The 15,871-nt window shown below is 61.4% G+C and carries 19 protein-coding genes; 18 read left to right on the top strand and 1 reads right to left on the bottom strand.

What is annotated here, in order from left to right; all coding sequences use genetic code 11:
• The first annotated feature begins 263 nt into the window (after nt 1-263).
• The 5 genes from dpaL (at nt 264) to hydA (ending at nt 6,482) form a co-directional block, all read left to right on the top strand.
• Nucleotides 264-1,478: a diaminopropionate ammonia-lyase gene (gene dpaL, locus DWV43_RS05960; protein ID WP_117583046.1), complete on the top strand. Its 1,215-nt coding sequence runs from the start codon at nt 264-266 to the stop codon at nt 1,476-1,478.
• Nucleotides 1,479-1,550: 72 nt separating this feature from the next.
• Nucleotides 1,551-2,936: a YgeY family selenium metabolism-linked hydrolase gene (locus DWV43_RS05955; protein WP_099432046.1), complete on the top strand. Its 1,386-nt coding sequence runs from the start codon at nt 1,551-1,553 to the stop codon at nt 2,934-2,936.
• Nucleotides 2,937-3,137: 201 nt separating this feature from the next.
• Entirely contained in the window at nt 3,138-4,340 is a 1,203-nt protein-coding gene (ygeW, locus tag DWV43_RS05950; protein WP_055252229.1) for a knotted carbamoyltransferase YgeW, read from the top strand.
• A 150-nt stretch (nt 4,341-4,490) separates the two neighbouring features.
• Nucleotides 4,491-5,105 (top strand): nucleotidyltransferase family protein, encoded by a 615-nt coding sequence (locus DWV43_RS05945; RefSeq protein ID WP_158564926.1) that lies wholly within the window; start codon nt 4,491-4,493, stop codon nt 5,103-5,105.
• A gap of 9 nt (nt 5,106-5,114) precedes the next feature.
• Nucleotides 5,115-6,482: a dihydropyrimidinase gene (gene hydA / locus DWV43_RS05940; protein ID WP_117806137.1), complete on the top strand. Its 1,368-nt coding sequence runs from the start codon at nt 5,115-5,117 to the stop codon at nt 6,480-6,482.
• 79 nt (nt 6,483-6,561) lie between these two features.
• Here hydA and yqeC read toward each other — a convergent pair whose 3' ends face one another.
• Complete coding sequence (yqeC, locus tag DWV43_RS05935) at nt 6,562-7,299, bottom strand: selenium cofactor biosynthesis protein YqeC (RefSeq protein ID WP_117817324.1); 738 nt, start codon at nt 7,297-7,299, stop codon at nt 6,562-6,564.
• A gap of 102 nt (nt 7,300-7,401) precedes the next feature.
• Between yqeC and yqeB the strand changes: the two genes are divergently transcribed.
• From yqeB to map, 13 genes are all read left to right on the top strand, one after another.
• Complete coding sequence (gene yqeB, locus DWV43_RS05930) at nt 7,402-8,196, top strand: selenium-dependent molybdenum cofactor biosynthesis protein YqeB (protein WP_117817323.1); 795 nt, start codon at nt 7,402-7,404, stop codon at nt 8,194-8,196.
• 9 nt (nt 8,197-8,205) lie between these two features.
• A complete protein-coding gene (locus DWV43_RS05925; protein WP_117817322.1) occupies nt 8,206-9,249 on the top strand; it encodes an XdhC family protein in 1,044 nt (347 codons plus the stop codon).
• A 334-nt stretch (nt 9,250-9,583) separates the two neighbouring features.
• Nucleotides 9,584-10,141, top strand: a complete 558-nt coding sequence (gene rplE, locus DWV43_RS05920; protein WP_006235260.1) for a 50S ribosomal protein L5 — start codon at nt 9,584-9,586, stop codon at nt 10,139-10,141.
• Between the two features lie 79 nt (nt 10,142-10,220).
• Nucleotides 10,221-10,406, top strand: coding sequence for a type Z 30S ribosomal protein S14 (locus tag DWV43_RS05915; protein WP_022094280.1), 186 nt, complete (start codon nt 10,221-10,223; stop codon nt 10,404-10,406).
• Between the two features lie 119 nt (nt 10,407-10,525).
• Nucleotides 10,526-10,924 carry a 30S ribosomal protein S8 gene (rpsH, locus tag DWV43_RS05910; RefSeq protein ID WP_006235262.1) on the top strand — a complete coding sequence of 133 codons (399 nt, stop codon included), beginning with the start codon at nt 10,526-10,528 and terminating at the stop codon, nt 10,922-10,924.
• Nucleotides 10,925-10,957: 33 nt separating this feature from the next.
• Nucleotides 10,958-11,494, top strand: coding sequence for a 50S ribosomal protein L6 (gene rplF / locus DWV43_RS05905; protein ID WP_006235263.1), 537 nt, complete (start codon nt 10,958-10,960; stop codon nt 11,492-11,494).
• Between the two features lie 75 nt (nt 11,495-11,569).
• Nucleotides 11,570-11,938 (top strand): 50S ribosomal protein L18, encoded by a 369-nt coding sequence (rplR, locus tag DWV43_RS05900; protein ID WP_055252235.1) that lies wholly within the window; start codon nt 11,570-11,572, stop codon nt 11,936-11,938.
• A 14-nt stretch (nt 11,939-11,952) separates the two neighbouring features.
• A complete protein-coding gene (rpsE, locus tag DWV43_RS05895) occupies nt 11,953-12,477 on the top strand; it encodes a 30S ribosomal protein S5 (protein WP_055252236.1) in 525 nt (174 codons plus the stop codon).
• A 2-nt stretch (nt 12,478-12,479) separates the two neighbouring features.
• Nucleotides 12,480-12,662 (top strand): 50S ribosomal protein L30, encoded by a 183-nt coding sequence (gene rpmD / locus DWV43_RS05890; protein WP_006235266.1) that lies wholly within the window; start codon nt 12,480-12,482, stop codon nt 12,660-12,662.
• Nucleotides 12,663-12,665: 3 nt separating this feature from the next.
• Nucleotides 12,666-13,115 carry a 50S ribosomal protein L15 gene (gene rplO / locus DWV43_RS05885; RefSeq protein ID WP_006235267.1) on the top strand — a complete coding sequence of 150 codons (450 nt, stop codon included), beginning with the start codon at nt 12,666-12,668 and terminating at the stop codon, nt 13,113-13,115.
• The gene (gene secY / locus DWV43_RS05880) at nt 13,109-14,395 is read left to right on the top strand and encodes a preprotein translocase subunit SecY (protein ID WP_117817321.1); all 1,287 of its coding nucleotides are present in this window, start codon (nt 13,109-13,111) and stop codon (nt 14,393-14,395) included. The genes rplO and secY overlap by 7 nt, the downstream gene beginning before the upstream one ends.
• Nucleotides 14,396-14,413: 18 nt before the next feature.
• The gene (locus DWV43_RS05875) at nt 14,414-15,040 is read left to right on the top strand and encodes an adenylate kinase (protein WP_117817320.1); all 627 of its coding nucleotides are present in this window, start codon (nt 14,414-14,416) and stop codon (nt 15,038-15,040) included.
• Nucleotides 15,037-15,825 (top strand): type I methionyl aminopeptidase, encoded by a 789-nt coding sequence (map, locus tag DWV43_RS05870; protein WP_006235270.1) that lies wholly within the window; start codon nt 15,037-15,039, stop codon nt 15,823-15,825. Before DWV43_RS05875 ends, map begins: the two co-directional genes overlap by 4 nt.
• Nucleotides 15,826-15,871 lie beyond the last annotated feature (46 nt).

Below are 15,871 nucleotides of genomic sequence, written 5' to 3'. Positions count from 1 at the left end.
AAATTAGTTTGGGCACACTTTGCCATAAACCACACTTGTTCGCAAATAACGAAAGCGTTGCTGCGTTATGTGACCGTTCGGCGGCGAAAAGGTACCGATTGCGGCAACAAACAATTTGTTAGGTTATCCAATCAAAAAGTGTGATAGAACATTGCTAACAAACTTTTTGTTTGGCATCCACATAAAAGTTCAGCCGTGTGAATGGGATCGGGCTGAAACGCGTATGCGGGGGCCGGCAAGAGAGGACTTAAGGAGTTCACCGTATGGCCGATAAGATCCAGTGGGCGGGCAACACGATGCCCAAGAGCGATGACAAGCACTTGGGAATCATGAGCCTCGACCACGTGAAGAAGGCCCGCGCCTTCCACCAGTCGTTCCCTCAGTACACCGTTACTCCGCTTGCCCGCCTGGACGGCCAGGCCGCGCGCCTGGGCCTGTCCAACCTGTGCGTTAAGGACGAAAGCTATCGCTTTGGCCTCAACGCCTTTAAGGTCCTGGGCGGCTCGTTTGCCATGGCCAACTATATTGCCGACGAGACCGGCAAGGACGTTGCCGACTGCACCTTCGATTACCTGACCTCCGATCAGCTGGCCGAGGACTTTGGCCAGGCTACCTTCTTTACCGCCACCGACGGCAACCATGGCCGCGGCGTGGCATGGGCTGCCAACAAGCTGGGCCAGAAGGCCGTCGTGCACATGCCCAAGGGTTCCACCAAGCCCCGCTTCGATAACATTGCCGCCGAGGGCGCCACGGTGACCATCGAAGAGGTCAACTACGACGAGTGCGTGCGCATGGCCGCCGCCGAGGCCGACGCCTGCGAGCGCGGCGTCATCGTTCAGGACACCGCCTGGGAGGGCTACGAGAAGATCCCGTCCTGGATCATGGAGGGTTACGGCACCATGGCTTCCGAGGCTGCCGAGCAGCTGCGCGAGATGGCTATCAACCGCCCGACGCACGTCTTTGTCCAGGCTGGCGTAGGCTCGCTCGCCGGCGCCGTGGTGGGCTACTTCACCAACCTGTATCCCGATAACCCGCCCACCTTCGTCGTGGTTGAGTGCGCACCGGCCGCCTGCCTGTACAAGGGCGCTGCCGCCGGCGACGGCGACCCGCGTATCGTGGACGGCGACATGCCCTCCATCATGGCCGGCCTGTGCTGCGGCGAGCCCAACATCCTTGGCTGGGATATCCTGCGCAACCACACCACCGCCTTCGTGTCCTGCCCCGACTGGGTCACCGCTCGCGGCATGCGCACCCTGGGCGCTCCCGAGAAGGGCGACCCGCGCGTCATCTCCGGCGAGTCCGGCGCCGTGACCACCGGCCTGGTCGAGACCCTCATGCTCGATCCCGAGTACGCCGAGCTCAAGGAGCTCATCGGCCTGGACAAGACGAGCTCCGTGCTCTGCTTCTCCACGGAAGGTGACACGGACCCGGATCAGTACCGTCGCATCGTCTGGGAGGGCGAGTATCCGACTTGCTAATACTGGGCGGAGCAAATAGGTATCGCTCTGCCACCTCACAGGTAGATTCCTTCGTTTGAAAGGTTATGAACAATGACTAAAGAACTCGATTTCGACGCTATCAAGGCTGCTGCGGAGTCTCATCGTGCTGATATGACTCGCTTCCTGCGCGCCATGATCTCTCACCCCTCTGAGTCTTGCGAGGAGGGCGAGGTTGTCGCTTGCATCAAGGCCGAGATGGAGAGCCTTGGCTATGACGAGGTCAAGGTCGACGGCCTGGGCAACGTCATGGGCTTTATGGGCGAGGGCGACAAGATCATCGCCATCGACTCTCACATCGACACCGTCGGCATCGGCAACATCGAGAACTGGGATGCCGATCCCTATGAGGGCTACGAGACCGACGAGATCATCTACGGCCGCGGCGGCTCCGACCAGGAGGGCGGCATGGCTTCTGCTACCTACGCTGCCAAGATGATGAAGGACATGGGCCTCATCCCCGAGGGCTACAAGATCATGGTCGTCGGCACCGTCCAGGAAGAGGACTGCGACGGCATGTGCTGGCAGTACATCTACAACAAGGACGGCATTAAGCCCGAGTTCGTCATTTCCACTGAGCCCACCGACGGCGGCATCTATCGCGGTCACCGCGGCCGCATGGAGATCCGCGTCGACGTTCACGGCACCTCCTGCCACGGTTCCGCTCCCGACCGCGGCGACAACGCCATCTACAAGATGGCCGACATCATCGCCGACGTCCGCGCCCTCAACAACAACGGCTGCGACGAGTCGACCGACATCAAGGGCCTCGTCAAGATGCTCGACCCCAAGTACAACCCCGAGCACTTTGAGGACGCCCGCTTCCTGGGCCGCGGCACCTGCACCGTCAGCCAGATCTTCTACACCAGCCCCAGCCGCTGCGCTGTCGCTGACTCTTGCGCCATCTCCATCGACCGTCGCATGACCGCCGGCGAGACCTGGGAGTCCTGCCTGGACGAGATCCGCAACCTGCCGGCCGCCAAGAAGTACGGCGACGACGTGAAGGTCTCCATGTACATGTACGACCGTCCGTCCTGGACCGGCGAGGTCTACGAGACCGAGGCTTACTTCCCCACGTGGATCAACAAGGAGACCGCTCCGCACGTCAAGGCCCTCGTCGACGCCCACAAGGCCATGTTCGGTGACGAGCGCATCGGCTGCGAGCCCAGCATGGACAAGCGCACCGGTCGTCCGCTGTGCGACAAGTGGACCTTCTCCACAAACTGCGTTTCCATCCAGGGCCGCTATGGCATCCCCTGCGTCGGCTTTGGCCCGGGTGCCGAGTCTCAGGCTCACGCTCCCAACGAGGTCACCTACAAGGACGACCTGGTCACCGCTGCCGCCATGTATGTGGCTGCCCTGAACCTCTACGATCCGAGCCAGGCCGATGGCGACGCTACCGTGTTCCGCGCCGGTCTGACCAACAACAAGATCGACTAGTCCCATTCCTTGATCTTGTTGAGCCGGGGGCCGCTCGTGTCCCCGGCACCCCCTGTTGACTTGGGGCCCGCGGTCGTTATCTCCCATGCTTCCTCAACGGTAGCGGGTCCTCGTCATAGCGCTCTGCATGTTCTAGCCACACGCGCATGCCGGAGCACATCTACTCATTGCGATCGTTTCATCTATGGAAAGGATATTTACATGGACGCCAAGTTTACCGAGCTCGTCGAGCAGCTGAACGGCCTCGATTTTAAGGGCATGTACGGCAGCGACTTCCTGCACACCTGGGATAAGACCACCGATGAGCTCAAGGCTCTCTACATCGTTGCCGACGCCCTGCGCGAGCTGCGTGAGAACAACGTTTCGTCCAAGATCTTCGACTCGGGCCTGGCCGTCTCCCTGTTCCGCGACAACTCCACCCGTACGCGCTTCTCCTTCTCTAAGGCCGCCAACCTGCTCGGCCTCGAGCTGCAGGACCTGGACGAGAAGAAGTCCCAGATCGCTCACGGCGAGACCGTCCGCGAGACCGCTACCATGATCTCCTTCATGGCCGACGTCATCGGCATCCGCGACGACATGTACATCGGCAAGGGCGACGCCTACATGGCCGAGGTCTCCGAGTCTGTCCAGCAGGCCTACGAGGACGGCGTTCTGGATCACCGTCCCACGCTCATCTCCCTGCAGTCCGATTCCGACCACCCCACGCAGTCCTCTGCCGACATGCTCTACCTCATCAACGAGTTTGGCGGCCTCGAGAACCTCAAGGGCAAGAAGGTTGCCGTCACCTGGGCCTATTCGCCTTCTTACGGCAAGCCGCTGTCCTGCCCGCAGTCGCTGATCAGCCTGCTGCCCCGTTTTGGCATGGACGTCACCCTGGCCCACCCCGAGGGCTACGATCTCATGCCCGAGGTCGTCGAGCGCGCCAAGGGCTATGCCGCCGAGTCCGGCACCACCTTTAAGCAGGTCAACACCATGGCTGAGGCCTTCGAGGGCGCCGACATCGTGATCCCCAAGAGCTGGGCTCCGTTTGCCGCCATGGAGAAGCGCACCAACCTGTACGCCGAGGGCGACGACGCCGGCATCGCTGCGCTCGAGAAGGAGCTGCTCGCTCAGAACGCCACCCATCAGGATTGGTGCTCCACGACCGAGCTCATGGAGAAGACCGCCAACGGCCAGGACACCATCTTTATGCATCCGCTGCCCGCCGACATCTCTGGTGTCTCTTGCGAGCACGGCGAGGTCAACGCCGACGTCTTTGACATGCACCGCGTGGGCATGTACAAGGAGGCCAGCTACAAGCCGTACGCCATCGCAGCCATGATGTTCCTGCAGAAGGTTGCCGATCCCGCCGCTACCCTCAAGGCCCTCGACGAGCGCAACACCGCCCGTTGGTTCCAGGCCTAAAGCCGCGCTGAGGTAAGCCATGTAAAGGGGGCGCTCTGCCAACCGGCGGGGTGCCCCTTTTTGCATCGTGGGCGTGCGGGATAAGCGCTTTCGATGTAGATGCCCCGCGACGCGAGTTATGGGTACGATGGTTTCAGGGGAGGTATCGCCATGAAACTCGGTTGCGTCATTATGGCTTCGGGCGAGGGCAAGCGGTTTGGCTCTAACAAGATGCTTGCCGATATCTATGGCAAGCCGCTGATTGCCCGGACTATCGATTCGGTTCCCCGGGGCTTTGACGTCGTGGTTTCGACGCGTTGGCCCGAGGTCGCCCAGATTTGCGAGGACAAGCATTGCCCGTGCGTGCTGCACGATGGCAAGCTCAGGAGCGAAAGCGTCCGTGCGGGCCTTTCGTGGGGGGCGAGCCGCGGCTGGAAGGGTTGCCTCTTTTTGCCGGGCGACCAGCCGCTCGTGAGTTCGGATTCTTTTGAGGCCATGGTTCGCGCGTTTGATGAGCGTGGCCGCAAGTATCCGGTGCGTCTTGCGTGCAACGGTGAGCCTTCGAGCCCGGTGCTCTTTCCGGCGGAACTGTTCGATGCACTTATGTGTCTTGAGGGTAAGGACGGCGGCGGTTCGATCCTCAAGGACCGTACCGACGTGGTGCTGGTCGAGGCGCGTGCCTACGAGCTGTGGGACGTCGATACCGTCAAGGGACAGCGACGCATAACGGAGCATATCGCCGCCTGCTCGTATTTTGATCGCGTGGCCAACTGCATCAATCAATAAGGAGCAATTATGATCATCATCAAAAACGGCGCACTCGTGACGCCCCAGGGGCTTCGCCGCGCCGATCTTGCCATGGATGGCGATAAGATCGTGCGGATTGCCGCGGCGATTGAGCCGGCCGAGGGCGATACCGTCGAGGATGCTGCGGGCTGCTGGGTGTTCCCGGGCTTTATCGACGGCCACACACACATGCAGTGCTGGACCGGCATGGATTGGACGGCCGATAGCTTTGAGACCGGTACGCGTGCGGCTGCCTGCGGCGGTACGACGACCATCGTGGACTACGCGACGGCCGATCGCGGCGTGACCATGCCCGATGCCTTGGCCGAGTGGCATCGCCGCGCCGACGGAACCTGCACGGCCAACTACGCCTTTCATATGGCACTCGCCGAGTGGAACGAGCGCAACCGCGCCGACCTCTCGGCCATGCGCGAGGCGGGCGTATCGTCGTTCAAGACCTACTTTGCCTACGATCATCTGCGCCTGGACGATGCCGAGACGCTCGAGGTGCTGGAGGAACTCAAGCGTATTGGCGGCATACTGTGCGTGCATTGCGAGAACGGTACGCTGGTGAATGAGCTGCAGAAGCGCGTGTTTGAGCAGGGTATCCACGGGCCCGAGGGCCATGCGCTCAGCCGTCCGGATGTGTGCGAGGCCGAGGCCGTGAGCCGTCTGCTGTATCTGGCACACCTGGCCGGCGACGCACCGGTCAACGTGGTACACCTTTCGACCAAGTTGGGGCTCGAGGCCATTCGCGCTGCCAAAGCGCGCGGGCAGAAGAACATCTATGTCGAGACCTGTCCTCAATATCTGATGCTCGACGATACGCGCTACTTGGAGCAGGGCGAGGACGGCTTTGCGGGCGCCAAGTATGTGATGAGCCCGCCGCTGCGCCATGCCGGCGACCGTGCGGCACTGCGCGAGGCGCTTGTGGCCGGCGAGATCGATACGATTGCGACCGACCACTGCAGCTTTAACCTGCACGGGCAAAAGGACCGCGGGCGCGATGACTTCCGCGCGATTCCCAACGGCGGGCCCGGTGTGGAGCATCGCCCCGTCGCGATCGCTACGAGTTTTGAGGGACAGCTGGGCCCCGAGGATCTGTGCCGCTTGATGAGCGAGAACCCGGCGCGCGTCTTTGGCATGTATCCGCGCAAGGGCTGTCTTGCCGAGGGCTCCGATGCCGACGTGTGCGTGTGGGATCCCAAGGCGCGCTGGACGATTAGCGCCGCGACGCAGCATCAGGCTGTGGACTATACGCCGCTCGAGGGCTTTGAGGCGCACGGCCGCGCCAAGGCCGTGTTTGTGAACGGCGTGCTGGCTGCGCGCGACGGCGAGCCCACCGGAGCCCAACCCGGCCGCTACGTGCCCCGCTAACGGGAAGACCGCCGGGGTAGCTAATTTGGGAGATGATTTTTTGGGACGGGGTAGCAAAAAGAGCCCCGTCCCAAATTTGCTACCCCTGGAGGCTGGTGGCGATGAGGGGGCGGCCGAGGGCTGCCTCGAAGCAATCTGCCATCGTTGGATCGGCAAGCGTGTCGACTTGGTTGAGCATGATGCGGGCATTGTCGAGGTTCAGCATCTGCAGCTCGGCATTGAGCACCATGGCGACGCGCTCTGGGGTGGCAGCGTCGGTGGGCTCGCAGCCGCAGCGCTCGCAGAAGAGCTCGGGGCGGTGGACAACCTTGGCGACGGGCTTGCCCAGCCCTGAGGCGCCGACGACCCAGACAACGTTTGCCGTGGCGGCGGGAATTACCGGCTCCCAGGCGGCATGCGCCTTGAGCGGGAGTCGCTTGCTGCCATCTGCCTCGGCCAACACATAGTCAAAGCGCTGCGCCAGCTGGTCGAGCGGCTCAGCGGGGGCGGAGAGCTTGCCTGTCTCCGGGTCCAAGACGCCTGCCTGGCAGATGCTTCCGCGCACAAGGCCCGCGCAGGCCTCGCAGGTGCAGCCGGGGGCATGCGCGGCACCCGGCTTCCAAGGCGCGGCATCCAGGCGACGGTTTGACCCGTCCCACGGCACGCCGGCGACGGGAAACATGTGCGTGGTGGTGCAGAGGAGCACGCGGCCGCCAGCGCGCATGAGCTCGAGACCCAGCGTCTTTAGCAAGGTCGACTTACCGCCACTGCCGATAATCGCGGTAATGCCCGACTCGATCCTGAGCGCGGAGGCAAGATTGCCGCTAACCGTTTCCATCTGTTCACCGCCGTATAATACTGTGATAATAAATAATCATCAGAGTAGCGGCCGAACCGCTTTTGCTCTGCTCAAACCGTAGCACAGGGAGGTGCCCCGGGAATGCTCGTTTATGTTCGCGGCGCCGGCGATATCGCCACGGGCGTCGCCGCTCGCTTGGTGCGCGCCGGCGTTTCGGTCGTTATGGCCGATATCGCGGTTCCCACGTGCATCCGCCGCACAATCTGTTTTTGCGAGGCCATTCGCCTGGGCGAGGTCGAGGTCGAAGGCATTCGCGCTCGCTTGGCACAGACGCCGGCTGAGGCGCTTGCGATTGCCGAGGCTGGAGACGTCGCCGTTGTGGTGGACCCTCAGGCCAAGATGCTCGGCGAGCTGAAACCCGCGGCTGTGGTCGACGCGATTTTGGCTAAGCGCAACTTGGGCACCACGCGCGACATGGCGCCCGCCGTCATCGCTGTGGGGCCGGGCTTTACCGCGCCGGTTGACTGCGACGCCGTGGTCGAGACCATGCGCGGGCATTTTCTCGGCCGTGTCATTACCCAAGGTTCGCCCCAGCCCAACACGGGCGTGCCGGGCATTATCGCCGGCTATGGCAAGGAACGTGTTATCCACAGCCCCGCCGCCGGCGTGTTTCGGTCCGACCGCGCAATCGGCGACATCGTGAGCGCCGGAGACGTGATTGGCTACGCGGGCGATACGCCCATGTGCACGCAGATCGATGGCTGTCTGCGCGGGCTTTTGGCGAACGGCGTGCAGGTGACTGAGGGCTTTAAATGCGCCGATGTCGATCCGCGCGGCGACGCCAGCTACATCAACTATATTTCGGACAAGGCGACGTCGGTCGGCGGCGGCGTGCTCGAGGCACTCGCTATGCTCACCGATGTCTTTAGAGGATAGAAGGCGGCAATGGAAAAGCTCGATGTTGTGAATGCGGCGCTTGCCGCCCTGCGTGCTGGCGAGACGTGCGAGCTGGTGGTCGTGGCCGGTACGGCGGGGTCGTCCCCGCGCGGTGTGGGCGCCTGGATGGCCGTCTTTGCCGATGGCAGCCAGGCGGGCACTATCGGCGGCGGCAAGATTGAGCTCTTTGCGCTGGATGAGGCGCGCGAGCTCCTGAGCGCGGGACAGTCGCGTCTGGTCCGCTACACCATGGGCGGCGAGAACTCCGATACCGGCATGATCTGCGGCGGAGCCATCTGCCTGTGCTATCTGCGCCTGGATGTATCGCAGGCGCCGTTGTTCCAGTCGGTTGCCGACATCTTGGCCTATCGGCGCATCGGCGACTTCGTCATCGACTTTGAGCCGTTTATCGCGAGCGTGCTCGAGGGCGATGTGGCCGAGTACCATGGCGAGGAATCGCGCCGCACCATTGCGGGCTGCCCCGGGCTTTCGCTGGTGGAGGAGGGGAGTAAGGTCACCTACACCAACGCCGCCTCCGAGATTCCCACGGCGCACATCGAGACGCTCTGCCCCGAGGGCCTGACCTATATCTTTGGCTGCGGCCACGTGGGTGCTGCGACGGCGCGGGTGCTCACGGCGGCGGGCTTTGCCGTCGTGGCTTGCGACGACCGCCCCGGCACGCTGACCCCCGAATGGGTGCCAGGTGTCTACGACCGTCGTCTGGTCGACTACAAGAACCTGAGCAAGCAGTGCCCCATCGGCCCGCGCGACCTGGTGGTCGTCGCCACGGCGGGTCACAAGTCCGATATCGACGTGGTGATTCAGGCCGTGCGCGCCAAACCCGCCTATCTGGGCTGCTTGGGTTCGCGCCGCAAGACGGCCTTTGTGCGCGCCCGCCTGGAGCAGGAGGGCTTTACGCAGGAGCAGATCGACGAGCTGCACCTGCCGATCGGCGTTTCCATCGAGGCCGAGGACCCCGAGGAGATCGCTATCTCCATCGCCGCCGAGATGATCCACCTGCGCCGCACCAAGCTCGTCCCCCGCAAGCGCTAATCGCATCCCCATATATGAGTTGCGGTGGAATACGGACTGTTTAAGCCAGTTAAGCCGTCAAACAGTCCCTATTTCACCGCAACTGCCAAGGGATCCGTTTTCCTCCGTCGCATGCGGACGCATTTGTGCGGGGGAGTTGTGGAGTTGTGCAGGCAGACGAGGTTTTTCTGGAAATACGCTCCCGATGCGCGTATAGTACCGATTGTTTTGTCGGCTCCTGCTGCGTCGAGTCCAAACCGCAAAATGCCATGAGCGGCGCGGATGCAGCCAGGAGGCACGAGGACAACCCATCGTGGCCACGCCCCGTGCTTAAAACCCCAAGAAGGAGTGAACAATGGCAGAAGAGAAGTATGTGCCGCGTCTGAAGACCAAGTACAACAACGAGGTCAAGCAGCAGCTTCAGGACAAGTTCCAGTACGAGAACGTCATGATGATCCCCAAGTTTGAGAAGATCGTCGTGAACATGGGTGTCGGCGAGGCCGCTACCGATTCCAAGGCCATCGACGGTGCCGTGCGCGACCTGCGCGCCATCACCGGCCAGCAGCCGATGATCACCCGTGCCCGCAAGTCCATCGCTACCTTCCGCCTGCGCGCTGGTATGCCGATCGGCTGCAAGGTTACCCTGCGTGGCGACCGTATGTGGGAGTTCTTCGATCGTCTGACCTCCGTCGCGATCCCCCGTATCCGCGACTTCCGCGGCATCTCCGCCAAGAGCTTCGACGGCCGTGGTAACTTCTCCATGGGCGTCACCGAGCAGCTCATCTTCCCCGAGATCGACTTCGACTCCGTCGATCACCAGCGTGGTATGGACATCACTTTCGTGACCACCGCCAACACCGATGAGGAGGCCAAGGCCCTTCTGGACGCCTTCGGTTTCCCGTTCAAGAAATAGGTTCACCTGCCCTATAAGCGCCGTTCCCACAAGGGGGCGGCGCTTGGGGCGAACAATACTCTATGTGAGGAGGATATAAGTGGCTAAGACATCGATGATCGTCAAGTGCAATCGCAAGCAGAAGTTCTCTACTCGTGAGTACACGCGCTGCCAGCGCTGCGGCCGTCCGCACTCTGTGTACCGCAAGTTCGGCCTGTGCCGTGTCTGCTTCCGCGAGCTTGCACTCAAGGGCGAGCTTCCCGGCGTTAAGAAGGCCAGCTGGTAAGTCACTACCAGCGTTTCAAGCATCAGTTTGGAACAGGGAAAACGCGCTAAAAAGGCTTTGCCGTTAAGGGCGGCGAAGAACCAAGAGCACGTGTTCATCAAGAACGAAGGAGAATCTGTATGAACCTTACAGACCCGATCGCAGATATGCTTACGCGCATCCGTAACGCTAACTCTGTGAACAAGGCCACGGTCTCCATGCCGAGCAGCAAGAAGCTCGTCGAGATCGCTCGTGTTCTGCACGAGGAGGGCTACATCGAGGGCTACGATGTCGAGGACACCGTTCCCCAGAAGACTCTGCACATCACGCTTAAGTATGGTCCCAAGAAGGCTAAGGTCATCAACGGCATCCGCCGCATTTCCAAGCCGGGCCTGCGTAAGTACACCGGCGTTGCCGACATGCCCCGCGTCCGCGGTGGCCTTGGTACCGCCATTATTTCCACCAGCCATGGCGTCATGACCGACCGCGATGCTCGCAAGCACAACGTCGGCGGCGAGATCATTGCTTACGTCTGGTAATTCGCTCGGTAGGTAGAAGGAAAGGAGATCACCGTGTCTCGTATCGGTAATAAGCCTGTCCAGATTCCCGCCGGAGTCGAAGTGGCAGTCAACGGCAACAACGTTGTCGTCAAGGGCCCCAAGGGCCAGCTCGAGCTCGATGTCTTTGAGAAGCTCGCTATCAACGTCGAGGACAACGTCCTCACCGTTTCCCGTCCCGACGACGAGCGTGAGACCCGTGCCCGCCACGGCCTCACCCGCGCCCTCATCCACAACATGGTTGTCGGCGTTTCCGAGGGCTTCGAGAAGAAGCTCGAGCTCGCCGGCGTCGGTTACCGCGTGCAGCAGAAGGGCAAGAACCTCGAGTTCTCCCTGGGCTTCTCGCACCCCGTGATCGTCGAGGCTCCCGAGGGCATCACCTTCGAGGTTCCCGACAACACCCACGTGAACGTCAAGGGTATCAACAAGCAGCAGGTCGGTCAGATCGCCGCTGAGATCCGCGGTCATCGTCCTCCCGAGCCTTACAAGGGCAAGGGTATCCACTACGTTGGCGAGCACATCCGCCGCAAGCTGGGTAAGGCCGCCAAGTAGTCGTAACCGACTCACTCGCATAAGACCAGCACCCCGTCAGGTGCTGGCAAGATCAACCTTTTTAGGAGTTTACGTATGAACAAGCATAAGGCGAAGCTGGAAGGCCTCAAGCGTCGTCAGCGTCGTGTTCGCGGCAAGGTCTCGGGTACCGCCGAGCGTCCGCGTCTTCGCGTGACCCGTACTAACGCCAACATCTATGCCCAGATCATCGACGACAGCAAGGGCTCCAGCCTGACGCTCGTCTCTGCCTCGACCCTCGAGGCCGAGTTCAAGGGCACCCACACCTCGAACAAGGAGGCTGCGGAGAAGGTCGGTCAGCTCGTTGGCAAGCGCGCCATCGAGGCCGGCATCACCAAGGTCGCCTTCGATCGTGGTGGCCGTATCTACCATGGCCGCGTCAAGGCCCTCGCCGACGGTGCTCGTGCCGCCGGTCTCGAGTTCTAGGAGGTATGTAGCACATGGCTCGTAATCAGAAGCAGCAGCGCGAGGCCTCCGAGTTCGAGGAGCGCGTCGTTTACATCAACCGCGTGTCGAAGACCGTCAAGGGTGGTCGTCGCATGAGCCTCGTCGCTCTCGTCGTCGTTGGCGACGGCAAGGGTAACGTCGGCGTTGGCATGGGCAAGTCCGCTGAGGTGCCCCTGGCCATCTCCAAGGCGTCTCTCGATGCCAAGAAGAACATGTTCCACGTGCCGGTGACCGAGCAGGGCACCATCCCGCACGAGGTTCTCGGCCACTTTGGTGCCGGCCGCATCATCATCAAGCCCGCTGTCGAGGGTACCGGCGTTATCGCCGGCGGCGCTGTGCGTCCCCTCTTTGAGCTTGCTGGCATCAAGAACGTCCTGTCCAAGTCCCTCGGTACCGACAACGGCCTCAACATCATCAAGGCTGCCGTCGAGGGCCTCAAGGAGCTCTCCAGCCCTGAGGACGTCGCGGCTCGCCGTGGCCTGACGGTCTCCGAGATGTTCGTCGGTAAGGAGAACTAAGCATGGCTGACACCATCAAGATCAAGCAGGTCCGCAGCACCAACGGTTGCAAGCAGGACCAGGTCCGTACTGTCCGTGCCCTCGGTCTCCACAGGATCCGCGAGGTTCGCGAGATTGCTGACAACGAGTCCGTCCGCGGCATGATCTTCAAGGTCAAGCACCTTGTCGAGATTGTAGAGGAGTAGCAAATGCAGCTTCACGATCTTACTCCCGCGCCCGGTTCCACCAAGAACCGCAAGCGCGTCGGCCGTGGCAATTCTTCGGGTCACGGCACCACTTCTGGCCGCGGTCAGAAGGGCCAGGGTTCCCGCTCTGGCGGCACCAAGGGTGCCGGCTTCGAGGGTGGCCAGACTCCGCTGGCTATGCGCCTGCCCAAGCTTCCGGGCTTCCGCAACCCCCGTCGTATCGAGTACACCGCTGTTAACGTTGAGCGTCTCGAGCGTAAGTTCGAGGATGGCGCTGTGATCGACGGTGCCGCTCTTAAGGCCGCTCGCATCACCAAGAGCGAGTTCGAGCCCGTCAAGGTGCTCGGCAATGGTGAGCTCACCAAGAAGTTCACGGTCAAGGTCGACAAGGTCAGCGCTTCTGCGCAGGCCAAGATCGAGGCCGCCGGCGGAAAGGTCGAGCTGCCGTGCTAAATGGTCTTAAGAATGCTTTCCGCATCAAAGAATTGCGCGAAAAGATTCTTTTTACCATAGCTATGCTCGTCGTGTACCGCTTTGGTGCGCACGTTCCTGTGCCCGGCATTCCCTTCCAGGGGATGCTGGGCCTTTTCTCGACCGATAACAATTCGGTCGCCGCAGGTGCTATGGCCCTCCTGAATCTTTTCTCTGGCGGCGCGTTGAGCTATGTGTCGGTGTTTTCGCTGGGCATCATGCCTTACATCACCAGCTCGATCATCCTCCAGATGCTCCAGGCCGTCGTGCCTTCCCTGCATGAGCTTGCCCGCGAGGGCGAGGTTGGTCAGACCAAGATTACGCAGTATTCGCGTTACCTCACCCTGGCTCTGGCAATCCTCAACTCCGTGGGTTACCTCTTCCTCTTTAAGAGCTTCGGCATCAGCTTTAATGGCGCCGGCGCTCCCGAGATCATCTTTGACTTCATGATCGTCGGTACGCTCACCGCGGGCGCCATGCTGATCATGTGGATTGGTGAGCTCATCACCCAGCGCGGTATCGGCAATGGCATGTCGCTGATCATCTTTGCGAACATCATGGCCGGTCTGCCGCAGGCTATCTTCTCCAGCACCGAGGGCAATGCCGGTGGCATCATCACCATGGTGATCATCTGCGCCATCATCCTGCTGGTTATCCCGCTGATCGTTTTCCTTGAGCGCGGCCAGCGCCGCATTCCGGTCTCCTACGCCAAGCGCGTCGTGGGCCGTCGCATGATGGGTGGACAGACCACCTACCTGCCCATCAAGGTCAACACCGCGGGCGTCGTGCCGATCATCTTCGCTTCGGCGCTGCTGTACTTCCCGGCTCAGATTGCCGTGTTCTTCCCCGGCATCGGCTGGATTCAGGCAGTTGCCTCTGCGCTTTCGACCGGTTGGCTCAACTGGGTGCTTAACGTTGTCCTCATCGTGTTCTTCGCGTACTTCTACACCTCCATGGTGTTCAACCCCGATGACACGGCCGATAACCTTAAGAAGCAGGGCGGCTTTATTCCGGGCGTGCGTCCGGGTAGGGCTACCGCGGCCTACATCAAGAACGCGCTCAACAAGATTACGCTTCCCAGCGCTGTCTTTTTGGCGCTCATCGCCATCGTGCCTTCGATCATCTTCTCCTTCACGGGTAACCATCTGATCCAGGCATTTGGCGGCACGTCCATCCTCATCATGGTCGGCGTCGTGCTCGACACGGTCGATAAGCTCGAAGGCCAGATCAAGATGTATGATTACGATGGATTCTTTAAATAGGCTAGAGGAGGATTGCTCATGAACCTCGTATTGCTCGGAGCTCCGGGTGCCGGTAAGGGCACCGTCGCACAGGAGCTCGTCGCCGAGTTTGGCGTCGCTCACATTTCCACGGGCGACCTGCTGCGTGCTGCCGTCAAGGGTGGCACCGAGCTTGGTATTCAGGCTAAGAAGTACATGGACGCTGGCGAGCTCGTTCCCAACCAGCTCGTGATCGACCTTGTCAAGGAGCGCCTTGCCGCCGATGACGCCCAGCAGGGCTTCATCCTCGATGGCTTCCCGCGCAACACCGCCCAGGCTGTGACGCTCGATTCCGAGCTCTCCGCCATGGGTCGCGAGATCGACTGCGCCCTTCTGGTCGACGTGGCCCCCGAGGTCATCATCGATCGTCTGTCTTCGCGTCGCACCTGCCGCGCCTGCGGTTACACCGGCACCGCTGCCGATGCTACCTGCCCCAAGTGTGCCGGCGAGATGTATCAGCGCGACGACGACAAGCCCGAGACCATCAAGAACCGTCTCGACGTCTACGAGAAGTCCACGAGCCCGCTCGTCGACTACTATCGTGGCCAGGGTCTGCTCAAGTCGGTCAACGGTGACCAGGCTCGCGAGACCGTGTACGGGGATGTCAAAGAGGCTCTCGGTCTATGATCAAGATTAAGTCTGCAACGCAAATCGAGCAGATGAAGAAGGCAGGAGCGCTATCTAAGATGGCGCTCCGCCACGTTGGAGCCATGGTGCGCCCTGGCGTTTCGACTTTTGAGCTCGATCAGCTCGCGGAGCAGATTATCCGCATGCATGGCGGCACCCCGGCCTTTAAGGGTTACGGCGGGTTCCCGGGAACCATTTGCGCATCGATCAACGATGCCGTGGTCCACGGTATTCCCAACCCCGACATGATCCTGCGCGATGGCGATATCATTTCCATCGATACGGGAGCCGTTGTCGACGGTTGGGTCGGCGATAACGCTTGGACGTTTTTCGTTGGCACCCCAACGCCCGAGGCCAAGGCCCTGTGCGAGGTTACGCGCGATTGCCTTAAGGCTGCCATCGAGCAGGCTGTCCCCGGTAACCATATCGGGGATGTTGGTTATGCCGTTCAGTCTCTCGCCGAGTCTCACGGCTATGGCGTTCTTCGTGACTATGTTGGCCATGGCATTGGCCGCGTGATGCACGAGGACCCCAACGTTCCTAACTATGGAAAGAAGGGGAGGGGCGTTCGCCTCCAGGCCGGCATGGTCATTGCCATCGAGCCGATGGTTACGATGGGTTCCAACCATGTGAGCACGGGCTCCGACGGTTGGATTGTTACGACCAACGACCACCTGCCCGCCGCGCACTACGAGAACACCGTCGCCATTACCAATGACGGTCCGGTGATTCTCACCACGGATGCCCAAGGTGCTTGGTGTTCGCTCCAAGGCGGAGAAATGTAACAAGTTCCACTTAGTTGTGGAGCCATTACGAAGTTATTACGATGCG

The sequence above is a fragment of the Collinsella sp. AF05-9 genome (genome assembly GCF_003465595.1).
Taxonomy (GTDB): domain Bacteria; phylum Actinomycetota; class Coriobacteriia; order Coriobacteriales; family Coriobacteriaceae; genus Collinsella.
This window is presented reverse-complemented; position numbering and strand designations above follow the sequence as displayed.

Bases quoted from the DNA above. Each gene is read 5' to 3' on its own strand.
- yqeC (WP_117817324.1), bottom strand. From the start codon at position 7,299: ATGGAAACGGTTAGCGGCAATCTTGCCTCCGCGCTCAGGATCGAGTCG.
- hydA (WP_117806137.1), top strand. From the start codon at position 5,115: ATGATCATCATCAAAAACGGCGCACTCGTGACGCCCCAGGGGCTTCGC.
- DWV43_RS05955 (WP_099432046.1), top strand. From the start codon at position 1,551: ATGACTAAAGAACTCGATTTCGACGCTATCAAGGCTGCTGCGGAGTCT.
- DWV43_RS05875 (WP_117817320.1), top strand. From the start codon at position 14,414: ATGAACCTCGTATTGCTCGGAGCTCCGGGTGCCGGTAAGGGCACCGTC.
- DWV43_RS05945 (WP_158564926.1), top strand. From the start codon at position 4,491: ATGAAACTCGGTTGCGTCATTATGGCTTCGGGCGAGGGCAAGCGGTTT.
- yqeB (WP_117817323.1), top strand. From the start codon at position 7,402: ATGCTCGTTTATGTTCGCGGCGCCGGCGATATCGCCACGGGCGTCGCC.
- DWV43_RS05925 (WP_117817322.1), top strand. From the start codon at position 8,206: ATGGAAAAGCTCGATGTTGTGAATGCGGCGCTTGCCGCCCTGCGTGCT.
- rplR (WP_055252235.1), top strand. From the start codon at position 11,570: ATGAACAAGCATAAGGCGAAGCTGGAAGGCCTCAAGCGTCGTCAGCGT.
- rpmD (WP_006235266.1), top strand. From the start codon at position 12,480: ATGGCTGACACCATCAAGATCAAGCAGGTCCGCAGCACCAACGGTTGC.
- rpsH (WP_006235262.1), top strand. From the start codon at position 10,526: ATGAACCTTACAGACCCGATCGCAGATATGCTTACGCGCATCCGTAAC.
- ygeW (WP_055252229.1), top strand. From the start codon at position 3,138: ATGGACGCCAAGTTTACCGAGCTCGTCGAGCAGCTGAACGGCCTCGAT.
- rplO (WP_006235267.1), top strand. From the start codon at position 12,666: ATGCAGCTTCACGATCTTACTCCCGCGCCCGGTTCCACCAAGAACCGC.
- map (WP_006235270.1), top strand. From the start codon at position 15,037: ATGATCAAGATTAAGTCTGCAACGCAAATCGAGCAGATGAAGAAGGCA.
- rpsE (WP_055252236.1), top strand. From the start codon at position 11,953: ATGGCTCGTAATCAGAAGCAGCAGCGCGAGGCCTCCGAGTTCGAGGAG.
- rplE (WP_006235260.1), top strand. From the start codon at position 9,584: ATGGCAGAAGAGAAGTATGTGCCGCGTCTGAAGACCAAGTACAACAAC.
- dpaL (WP_117583046.1), top strand. From the start codon at position 264: ATGGCCGATAAGATCCAGTGGGCGGGCAACACGATGCCCAAGAGCGAT.